Origin of the sequence: Belliella kenyensis (assembly GCF_022549675.1) — a bacterium.
Taxonomy (GTDB): Bacteria; Bacteroidota; Bacteroidia; order Cytophagales; family Cyclobacteriaceae; genus Belliella; species Belliella kenyensis.
The window spans coordinates 1-9,333 of the sequence record NZ_JAKZGR010000032.1; the positions used below are offsets into that span (position 1 = coordinate 1).

The window sequence follows — 9,333 nt, forward strand, 5'->3', positions numbered from 1 at the left end:
GTCTTTTGAAATTCAAAAGTGGTGAAATGTTGAAAATCTTTAATCAAATGATTGAAGCTGAAATGAAAAATTCGTTGTAAGATGAAAGTTCCAATTTTAGATTGGAAAGTAATAAGTACCTCTACAATGGGAAGGAGCTGATCTCTGACCTGAACCTTAATTTGTACGACTATGCGGCAAGGATGTATGATCCAAAGATCGGAAGGTGGAGCGTCATAGATCCTCTTTCCGAGCAGATGCGAAGACATTCTCCTTACAATTATGCCTTCAACAATCCGATCAGGTTTATTGATCCAGATGGGATGGCACCCAAAAACTGTTGTCCGGGATCGTCTCAGTCGGTATTCTATTCGGAGGTTCAAAAGAAATTCGGCTTTGTCAAGACAGGACTGGTGAGTATGTTTGGTACAAGTAGCAGCAGTTCTACTCAGAAATCAGGAAATAGACAGCCTTCTGGCATAATACTAGAAAGTGAATTTGGCATTGGTTCCATGGATGTTGGGACTAAAGGAGATATAGGAGGTATTGTAAATACTGATGGATTAGGTGAAATGGGAAAAAGCTCACCTTCAGGAGGGATTATGGAAAGAATTGCTAATGCATTAGGAGCTTTGTTTGGATTGACATCTGAATTTTCTGGTGAAAGTAATTCCAATTCTCAGGATAATAATAATGAAGCGGAACCCAAAAGTACTAATGCAACTAACCAATCAAATGATACGAAGAAAAAAAATTATGATAGTATTCCTGAAATTGCGAATAATTTACACATCATAAAAGACCTAAAGGGGATAAATGGGAAAACTCACGATGTGAATGAAGGCGATACGATCGGTTGGAAAAAGATTTATCACGGTAAAAAGGATTAGGATATGATAAGGTTTAGAAGTATTCCATTTATTATTTATATTTTGTTTATTCAATCTTGTAGCAAAATAGAGGTTACCGAAAAATTTAAAGATGGTAAAGTTAAAGAAGAATGTCAATTTAATGGTCCTTATAAAAACGGGATATGCAAAGGTTTTTTCAATAATGGAGATTTGGAGTACCTTGTGAATTTTAAAAATGACACATTACATGGCTTATCGAAGTTTTTTCATGAAAATGGATCAATTCATTGGGAAGTGATTTTTGAAAAAGGTAAAAAAAATGGGGAAGTGAAGTATTATGATAAAGAAGGCAATATTTACCAAGTATCAACATTTAAAGAAAATCAACTGACGGGGAATAGTTTTAGTTATTACTCAAATGGGAATTTAAAAACTAAAATGACATATACTAACGGCTTGCTGCACGGATTTTATTATTCTTATTTTGAAAATGGTCAAAAGGAAATTATTTCTAAATGGGAAAAAGGGGAGCAAATTGAATTTTGTGAATATAATGAAGAGGGCAAACTAATCAATCACCTAATCAAATACGATTTAATAAGAAAGGATGGTCAATTAATTATCAAGGTTACCAATCAAAGGTTTGATTTTGTTGGTTTAAGACAAGGAATATTAAATTCTAATGGAGATTTTGAACTTCAAAGAAAATATTTCTCGGAAAATGGAATTTTCGTGGTCGAAATACCTGACGAAGACTTTTCAAAGGATGCTTATTATTTTACACTGTTTGAAGTTGAAGCTTTCGAAAATGACCCAGATGAAGGGACAATAAAAAGCAAAGTAGAATTTCAGTATTATTTAGAAAAAGACAAATAAGTTCAAGTTTAACGGAAAATAAAGGGAAGAGCTGACAGGTTGGGATGACTTTGGGGCGAGGATGTATATGAGTGATTTGGGGAGGTGGGGAGTTGTCGATCCGTTGGCTGACTTAATGAGAAGGCATTCTCCATATAATTATGCTTTTGATAATCCGATAAGATTTATTGATCCAGATGGAATGATGCCGGAGGATACAAATGATTGTAATGGAGATCCGGATTGTGAGAAAAAGAAACAAGAAGAACAGCGAAAGCAATTTGAAGCTTGGTATAAAGAACAACGTAAAGCTGGAAATCTCGTGACTCTTTTTCAAGCGAAAAGTGATGCTACTTCTTATGAACAGGATAATGCAAAGAGAAATCTGATTTTAAAGGGACTTAATAAATCAGAAGATAGAGGAGAATTTAATCTTGGGAATCTAGTTTCAAAGTTGGATAAATTAAATACTGTAGCAGAGTTTGGAAGTGAAGTTTCTGGTAAATATAAAGTACCAGGCCACATAGGAAATGCTTTAGATGCAGTAAGTGTACTTGATAAGTTAGGTAATGAAGACTATAATGGGGCGGTTATGGATGTAGCAAAATGGTGATTAGGTATTTACTTTAAATGGGAAATGGTTGCAGGCGAAGTTGGGTTTAAGATTATGACTAGTGATCATGTTATGGGTCAAGCACATTCAAACCTAATGAAAGAACGAAATTACTATGTGAATTTAGCTTTAATCTCCCAAAAACGAGGTGATACCCAATCTTATAATAGATATATGGATAGAGCAATTAATGCCGAGAAGGCAGCATTTAAAGCGGCACAAATAGTAAAACAGAAAAAATAATGAATGGTAAGTTTCTTTTAATAATCCTTGGAGTGTTAGTATTAGAATGTGAAGTAAAAAATAAAGAGGTTAAACAAAGGTTAGAGAATGAACAATCAGAAATTACCATCTCTAAAGAGGAGCTTATTGAGAAGGCTAATTCTTTTTATGATAAAGATGATTGCATTAAATCAATCAAGTACTTAACCAAACTGATAGAAATTGATTCTACAAATGGAGATTTTTTTTTCAAAAGAGGTTTTTGTTATGCTGGGATTGATAGCCTAAATGCTTCTACAAGGGATTATATTAAAGCCGCTGAATTGGAACATAGAGTTGCAGATGCTTATTATAATATAGGTTTGAACTATACAATGCAGTTTGATGACTCTATGGCCTTAAAGTACTTTTTTAAAGCTTTGGAAATCAGTCCTAATGATCATGAGATATCTAATGAAGTAAAAGCTGCAAAAGAAAGACTTAACTATGATGATAATAGTAAAGTAACTATATGAGAAGAGCTTATAATTACTTATTTATAGTTTGGTATAATCTATTGAAAAGTATAGAGCGCGGTTACATTAATCAAACAACAAACTCAAGGGTGTTTAATGTAGTGTTGGTTATATCGCTGCTTGAATTACTGAATATAATGGTGCTTTTGGGGAGGTTAGAAAAAGGTTTAGTACTAATAATTGGAGTTATTTTAGTTGCTGTTAATTCCTTTATTTTTTATAAAGGGTCTCATTACAAGAAAATAATCGAAGATTATCATTCTCCAAATACAAAAAGCAAGCTTTTTGTAGCCCTTTATTGTATAGCATCAGTTATCTTATTTGTTTTGTCTAAGGATTTGGTTCAGATTTAATGCCCTTGAGAATAACTAAAAAGTTTCCGTTTGATTTAATCAGGCGGGGCTTTTGTTGAGGTAAATATAGGCACTATTAATGACAAATATGGTATTCTATCTAAGGACTGGTTACCAAGCCAAGCCATTATCAATGGCTATAGCATGGTATCCAATTCTTACGAAACATGATTTAGAATAAGAACCGCCTGACCAAGACCGTCTATAGCAACGTTGGGGCAGCAATATGAACTTTGACGTGCCGTAGATCAGCTATGACCTGAACGGCAACATAAAGACATTGCAGCGTAGAGGGAATCACAATGACACGCCAAATCAACTGATAGACAACCTGACCTATACCTATGCCAAAGGCAATCAGCTAAGCAAGGTGACAGATGCCACAGGGATAAGTTCAGGCTTCAAAGACGGAGCAAATGTAGCCGATGAGTATATCTATGATCCCAATGAGGACTGAGCGTTAAAAAAGCTTTGATAAAGCTTTTAGCGAAGGGCCAGGTTGCAGGGTGGGTTTAAAAGAGTGTGGGAATCACTGGAATCACTTACAACCCATTGAATCTACCCAGCAAGGTAACCTTCAGCGCATCCAAATACATAGAATATACCTACGATGCCAGTGGCAGCAAGCTGTCCCAGAAAACGGTAGATGGAGGAACTACCAAGGTTTCGGATTATGTAGGAGGCTTTGTATATGAGGACAACAAGTTACAGTTTTTACAACATAATGAAGCGGGTAAGCCCTTAAGAAACAGTCCAGTGGACTGTTTTAGGTTTAAGCCAGATTGCGGGAAGGAGTAGCCAAAAGAAATGCATCAGGTACATTCTAAGACCACGAGTATCAGAATTAAACTTCCAATCCAATGTTGGTTTTATTTCCTCAAACTGTTTTTCATGCTTGCGGGTGGGATGACGGAGATCCGGGCCAGCGGTGGCCTGTAGCGTGGATAGGATTTCTCCGTCTTGACTTTTTTGTTACTTTTTGTGTCAAGACAAAAAGTAAGAGGAATTGATCAAGATAATCTTTACCATTTCACTAACTGTCCAAAGTTTCCCTATTATATTTTCAGTAAGAAATAACGATCATTTACACACGATCCAACAATCGTAAGGATTAAATAGATGCGGAAGTTTATGTGAAATACCTGGATCCAAATACCACAGGAACCCCAGGGTCAGCCTTTGCACAGCTGATCACTAATTTGGCAAATAATGCCTCAAGTGTAGTGATAGATGGAGCCACGGCTGGAACCAACCCGATGCCCTTTGCAGGCTTGATGGGCTATGGAAGTGACAACTCCACAGGGCCTAAGGCATACCTGAATGTCTTGGTCTTTGACCAGAACTATCAGTTTCAGCCAAATCAGAGCACTTTCAAATCAGTAACTTTAGCAGCCAGAGAGACAGGGACGAATGTTCAGCACGAACTCGTAAAAACTATTCAAATCACAATACAAAAGCCAGGATATGTGTATATTTACTTCTCCAACGAGAATCCAACTTCGGTGGAAGTGTTCTTTGATGACTTCAAGGTAATCCATACCAACAGCAACATAGTCCAAAAGGATGACTACTATCCATTTGGAATGTCGTTTAATTCCTATTTGGCACCAAGTGGGGTTGGGCAGAAGTTCAAGTTTAATGGCAAGGAAAGGGAAGAACTAACAGGCTGGGATGACTTTGGGTCGAGGATGTATATGAGTGATTTGGGTAGATGGGGAGTTGTGGATCCGTTGGCTGATAAGTATTGGGACGTGACTCCATTCCAATTTACCTTAAATAATCCGATAAGATTTGTTGATCCTGATGGACGAGATGTTAAGGACTTGATTACTGGGAAGAAAACCCCACAAGAAGCGGCTCTTGCGAGATTTGTTCAGACTGAAGCAGGAAGAAATTTTTTAAGTCAGTTTGCACGTGTTGGAGATGTAGTTGGAGGTCACAAATTTGAGAGTACAGGAAGATGGGCTAATCATGTCAATATTACTTATAATTCATTTGCGAATTTAGGTAGTTATGAGGGAGCAACCGACACACATTGGAAATTGAAGAGTGGAAGAAAAGTAAAGTTGAAAAACCTAACTCGTGATGGAGTATTGTCTATGGCTAATAATGAGGGATTTAAGATGGACTTTAATATATCTGTTTCTGAGTTTTTTGATGAAGATAGGTCTTTAGTCACCATTGATCATGAAACTTTTTTGCATGTCGAGCCAAAAATAAAACAATTTGGAGATGCGATAGAATCTTTATTTACCGGTGGTTTTGATGGTGAAAATGGGATGATGAGCCTAACTAATACTCTTAATAAAATTGGTGATTTAGCAGGAGAGCATAAAGTTGCTGTAAATGGTAAAGCTGTTTCGATGGAAACTTTTATGAATGAAGTTGTGAATATGACAGGTAACAATAATTTAAGAAAAATCTTTGAAAGATGGAAAGAAGCAGAAAAAGAAAGATCAAGATAGTTGATTACATAAAAGGGATTCTTATAGGGATGCTTTATATATTTCTTAATAGTTGTTCAGGAAATGAAGAAGTAAGTCAGTATGAAAGTAATTTGGGTGATTTAGTGATACATTACAATGGAGATTCAACAAAAGTTGTTTCTTTTGGATTTGTCAATGAAAAAGGTCAAAATGGAGAGTGGTTTTTCTTAGATGATTCTCAAAAGATTGAAAAAATTCAAACTTTTAAAAATGGGATTTTAGATGGACCTGTTACTGAATTTCTTTGCTGTCAAAAATTCAGTACCTATACTTATGAGAATGGACTTCTTGAAGGTGAGATAACTTATTATTCAAGTAAAGGATATATTTCAAGCAAAGGATACTTTAAGAATGGGAAATTAGATGGTGTGTGGGTAGATTTCTATGACGGAATACTTCTTTCAGTTTCAAAATATTCTCAGGATGAGAAAGAAGAGTTGTACCAAAACGATCAACTTCAAGATGTTATAATTGGTGATGAGTTCTTTGGATGCTGTGATACTCATGGGGATTTCTAGGCTTTGAGTATGTCGTTTCAAGTTTAATGTAAGAGAAAGGAAGGAGTTTACAGGTGCGGGTAATGAAAAATACGGTCTTGCAAAATCGCTAGCTAGCCTGTCCCGATAGCGAAGCGTATCGGGATGAAACCCGGAGATAAAATAGATGCGGAAGTTTATGTGAAGTACCTGGATCCGAGTACCACAGGAACCCCAGGGTCAGCCTTTGCACAGCTGATCACCAATTTGGCAAACAATGCCTCAAGTGTAGTGATAGATTGAGCCACGGCTGGAACTAACCCGATGCCCTTTGCAGGCTTGATGGGCTATGGAAGTGACAACTCCACAGGGCCAAAGGCATACCTGAATGTACTGGTCTTTGACCAAAACTATCAGTTATTGACATCATCTTTTGTTCCAGTGACTACAGCTGCTAGGGAAACAGGATCAAATGTACCCCATCAATATTTAAAATCTCCTCAAATCACCATTCAGCAACCAGGATATGTGTATATTTACTTCTCCAACGAGAATCCAACTCCGGTGGAAGTGTTCTTTGACGACTTCAAAGTAATCCATACCAACAGCAACATAGTCCAAAAGGATGATTACTATCCCTTTGGGATGACGTTTAATTCCTATTCGGCACCTAGTGGGGTGGGGCAGAAGTATCTCTACAACGGGAAGGAACTGATCTCCGATCTAAATCTTGGTTTATACGATTACGGGGCGCGTTTTTACGATCCGGCAATAGGACGTTTCCCATCGATCGATCCCAAAACGGAAATATACAATTCATGGTCCCCTTACCTTTACGGGGCTAACAATCCAGTAAGGTATGAAGACACCAACGGTGAGGGACCCGGGGACAGGATACTTGGATTCCTTGTGGCCGTTGTGGACAACACTTTCGGAGGCTTTACGTCAGCCCGTCAAATGGGTGCAAGGTTTGTTAGCGAAGGTGGAGCAGTCGACTTTAACCGTGGTCAGGATGCTGGAGATATATACAGTATTGTAATGGGAGTAGGTATGGCTGATACCGGTGGTGCTGCAGCTGTAGGTGGAACAGCAGTAACTGTTGGGTCTGGTGGCCTTCTGGGAGAAATAGGTGTGCCTGTTGCGGCAAGTGGTTTGGTAGTTGCTGCTGAAGGTGCTGTTATTGCCGTTTCAGGTACCAACAGTTTGCTCAATCAAAAAGGGAGGGTGAATGCTGAAGGGAATTATTCGGATCTCAAAGAACCAAGAAATGTTGGGCCAGGCAAAGCGACAACTCCTGCTCAAAGACAAAGAATATTAGAACAGAACAAACAAAATAATGGCGGTCAATTAAGGAGTGATGGAGACGGAAGGCCTTTAAATCAACCACAAAGGATGCAAAAGGGACAAAAGGCTGATATGAATCAGGCAGAAGTTGATCATATTCAGCCTAAATCCAAAAACGGGTCCAACAGTAATTCCAATTTAAGAGTTGTTTCTAAAGAGGAAAATCTCAGAAAAGGAAATAGAATAGATAATTAAACATGAAACAGTTTCAGGAAAATTTAGATACTGCGGTATTTACTACTAAATATGTGCTTGAAAAACAATCTCCAATTACCCATGTTTATCATTATGATGAAGATGGAGCATGGCAATTTTCAGGTTTAGAAGAGATTGATAATAATCAAGATTTTAGAGTTGTTTCTTTGGAAGAGATAATAAAACTGGATGGTTCAATTTTAGAGATTTCTGATTTGCCACTAGGTTATGAAGCATTTCGGGAAAAACCCGGATCATCTTGGGAAATTGTTAAAACGTCTTGATAATTAGATGAAGTATACCTCATCAATCAAAGCCCGGCAGCGAAAGCCTGTTTGGTTTTAAAGTTCTGGATGTAGGTATCAATGACATTGAACAGGACGTTTTTGGTGCCTTCGTCCATTTTTTGGATGTTGTTGATCCTGTCCACTGTTTCCTTGTCGTAAGAGGCGTTTTCGCCTTCCCCGATTAAAAATTCCACCGTTACACCGAAAGCCCTGGCCATCTTGGCCACCATCTCGATAGAGGGCAGGTTTTCATTACGCTCATACTTGCCAATGATCTCCCGGGACGCACCGATCTGCTGTGTGAGGTCACCTTGTGACCAGTTTTTTTTATGGCAGTAAAAAAAGTTCAAACCTGAGTCCAAGCCTTCCCTTATCAGCAGGTGATAGCATAAACCTGAAAGTCTTTGCCAAATACGAAGACCAGAAATCCAGTAAGCTGAACAAGGGAGCATTTGTGGCATCTGGAGCAAAAGACAGGTTGGTGAACGATCTGCTGGAATTCAGCAATGTCATCTCCCGTACTGGAGGAGTAAATGCGATCACCTTGATAAGCATCATAGATATCATGGCCAAGGACCTACAGAAGCGTGATGCCCCAGAAGCATACATGGGCTATGCCCTTTATAGCTTGTCCCGAAAGCAAAGCGAATCGGGAATGCAGAGAGCAACCTATATGAGTTTGGTAAGCATGTTTTGAGTAAAAATGCAGCGAATGAACATGAGGTTTTGGAAAATAATCTCTATATTCCGAAGGACGGATATACGCCAAAGGCGTACAAGTATGGAGACTTTCTTGGTCAATGAAACAGACGAAAACGTATTGTTTGATGACTTTAGCATTATGAGCTTAAGTAGGCCAATCGTACAGGAAACGCACTATAGCCTGTCCCGAAAGCAAAGCGCATCGGGAACCCTTGGGGATTGGAACTTACTGGACTTGGTTTTCAGGCAAGTGGGATGAAGGTGAATAAGTATCTCTACAACGTGAAGGAGTATATTGAGGATAACGGGTTGAGGTATTATGACTACGGGGCAAGAATGTACGACCCCGCAATAGGCAGGTGGAGCGTCATAGATCCGCTTTCTGAGCAGATGAGAAGGCATTCACATTATAATTACGCCTTCAACAATCCGATAAGGTTCATTGATCCTGATGG

The 9,333-nt window shown here is 38.3% G+C and carries 16 protein-coding genes; 15 read left to right on the forward strand and 1 reads right to left on the reverse strand.

The window, feature by feature from the left end; genetic code table 11:
• Positions 1-101: 101 nt before the first annotated feature.
• The 12 genes from MM214_RS18560 (at position 102) to MM214_RS18615 (ending at position 8,173) form a co-directional block, all read left to right on the forward strand.
• A complete protein-coding gene (locus MM214_RS18560; protein WP_241297676.1) occupies positions 102-869 on the forward strand; it encodes an RHS repeat domain-containing protein in 768 nt (255 codons plus the stop codon).
• Positions 870-872: 3 nt separating this feature from the next.
• Entirely contained in the window at positions 873-1,706 is an 834-nt protein-coding gene (locus MM214_RS18565) for a toxin-antitoxin system YwqK family antitoxin (protein WP_241297677.1), read from the forward strand.
• A 31-nt stretch (positions 1,707-1,737) separates the two neighbouring features.
• Positions 1,738-2,298, forward strand: a complete 561-nt coding sequence (locus tag MM214_RS18570; RefSeq protein WP_262916666.1) for an RHS repeat domain-containing protein — start codon at positions 1,738-1,740, stop codon at positions 2,296-2,298.
• Positions 2,299-2,322: 24 nt separating this feature from the next.
• On the forward strand, positions 2,323-2,541 hold the full coding sequence (locus MM214_RS18575) for a hypothetical protein (protein WP_241297679.1): 219 nt from the start codon (positions 2,323-2,325) through the stop codon (positions 2,539-2,541).
• Positions 2,541-3,035 (forward strand): tetratricopeptide repeat protein, encoded by a 495-nt coding sequence (locus tag MM214_RS18580; RefSeq protein WP_241297680.1) that lies wholly within the window; start codon positions 2,541-2,543, stop codon positions 3,033-3,035. Before MM214_RS18575 ends, MM214_RS18580 begins: the two co-directional genes overlap by 1 nt.
• Positions 3,036-3,668: 633 nt before the next feature.
• Positions 3,669-3,845 (forward strand): hypothetical protein, encoded by a 177-nt coding sequence (locus tag MM214_RS18585; protein ID WP_241297681.1) that lies wholly within the window; start codon positions 3,669-3,671, stop codon positions 3,843-3,845.
• Between the two features lie 65 nt (positions 3,846-3,910).
• Entirely contained in the window at positions 3,911-4,186 is a 276-nt protein-coding gene (locus MM214_RS18590) for a hypothetical protein (protein ID WP_241297682.1), read from the forward strand.
• Positions 4,187-4,521: 335 nt separating this feature from the next.
• On the forward strand, positions 4,522-5,853 hold the full coding sequence (locus tag MM214_RS18595; protein ID WP_241297683.1) for an RHS repeat domain-containing protein: 1,332 nt from the start codon (positions 4,522-4,524) through the stop codon (positions 5,851-5,853).
• Complete coding sequence (locus MM214_RS18600; protein ID WP_241297684.1) at positions 5,820-6,392, forward strand: toxin-antitoxin system YwqK family antitoxin; 573 nt, start codon at positions 5,820-5,822, stop codon at positions 6,390-6,392. The genes MM214_RS18595 and MM214_RS18600 overlap by 34 nt, the downstream gene beginning before the upstream one ends.
• A 123-nt stretch (positions 6,393-6,515) precedes the next feature.
• The gene (locus MM214_RS18605) at positions 6,516-6,653 is read left to right on the forward strand and encodes a hypothetical protein (protein WP_241297685.1); all 138 of its coding nucleotides are present in this window, start codon (positions 6,516-6,518) and stop codon (positions 6,651-6,653) included.
• A gap of 21 nt (positions 6,654-6,674) precedes the next feature.
• Positions 6,675-7,889: an RHS repeat-associated core domain-containing protein gene (locus tag MM214_RS18610; RefSeq protein WP_241297686.1), complete on the forward strand. Its 1,215-nt coding sequence runs from the start codon at positions 6,675-6,677 to the stop codon at positions 7,887-7,889.
• Between the two features lie 2 nt (positions 7,890-7,891).
• The gene (locus MM214_RS18615) at positions 7,892-8,173 is read left to right on the forward strand and encodes a hypothetical protein (protein WP_241297687.1); all 282 of its coding nucleotides are present in this window, start codon (positions 7,892-7,894) and stop codon (positions 8,171-8,173) included.
• A 26-nt stretch (positions 8,174-8,199) separates the two neighbouring features.
• On the opposite strand, the gene MM214_RS18620 is transcribed toward MM214_RS18615, so the two are convergent.
• A complete protein-coding gene (locus MM214_RS18620) occupies positions 8,200-8,637 on the reverse strand; it encodes a helix-turn-helix domain-containing protein (protein WP_241297688.1) in 438 nt (145 codons plus the stop codon).
• On the opposite strand from MM214_RS18620, the gene MM214_RS18625 reads away from it, so the two are divergent.
• The 3 genes from MM214_RS18625 to MM214_RS18635 form a co-directional block, all read left to right on the forward strand.
• Positions 8,631-8,873, forward strand: coding sequence for a hypothetical protein (locus tag MM214_RS18625; RefSeq protein WP_241297689.1), 243 nt, complete (start codon positions 8,631-8,633; stop codon positions 8,871-8,873). The genes MM214_RS18620 and MM214_RS18625 overlap by 7 nt on opposite strands.
• 15 nt (positions 8,874-8,888) lie before the next feature.
• The gene (locus tag MM214_RS18630) at positions 8,889-9,137 is read left to right on the forward strand and encodes a hypothetical protein (RefSeq protein WP_241297690.1); all 249 of its coding nucleotides are present in this window, start codon (positions 8,889-8,891) and stop codon (positions 9,135-9,137) included.
• Positions 9,134-9,333: RHS repeat domain-containing protein (locus MM214_RS18635; protein WP_317208526.1), on the forward strand; the 200-nt coding region annotated here is incomplete at its 3' end. The genes MM214_RS18630 and MM214_RS18635, both read left to right, overlap by 4 nt.

What these genes read in the sequence shown, in the direction of transcription:
- MM214_RS18565 (WP_241297677.1), top strand. Translation starts at nt 873, where the DNA reads ATGATAAGGTTTAGAAGTATTCCATTTATTATTTATATTTTGTTTATT.
- MM214_RS18575 (WP_241297679.1), top strand. Translation starts at nt 2,323, where the DNA reads ATGGTTGCAGGCGAAGTTGGGTTTAAGATTATGACTAGTGATCATGTT.
- MM214_RS18580 (WP_241297680.1), top strand. Translation starts at nt 2,541, where the DNA reads ATGAATGGTAAGTTTCTTTTAATAATCCTTGGAGTGTTAGTATTAGAA.
- MM214_RS18600 (WP_241297684.1), top strand. Translation starts at nt 5,820, where the DNA reads ATGGAAAGAAGCAGAAAAAGAAAGATCAAGATAGTTGATTACATAAAA.
- MM214_RS18605 (WP_241297685.1), top strand. Translation starts at nt 6,516, where the DNA reads ATGAAACCCGGAGATAAAATAGATGCGGAAGTTTATGTGAAGTACCTG.
- MM214_RS18610 (WP_241297686.1), top strand. Translation starts at nt 6,675, where the DNA reads ATGCCCTTTGCAGGCTTGATGGGCTATGGAAGTGACAACTCCACAGGG.
- MM214_RS18615 (WP_241297687.1), top strand. Translation starts at nt 7,892, where the DNA reads ATGAAACAGTTTCAGGAAAATTTAGATACTGCGGTATTTACTACTAAA.
- MM214_RS18620 (WP_241297688.1), bottom strand. Translation starts at nt 8,637, where the DNA reads ATGCCACAAATGCTCCCTTGTTCAGCTTACTGGATTTCTGGTCTTCGT.
- MM214_RS18630 (WP_241297690.1), top strand. Translation starts at nt 8,889, where the DNA reads ATGAACATGAGGTTTTGGAAAATAATCTCTATATTCCGAAGGACGGAT.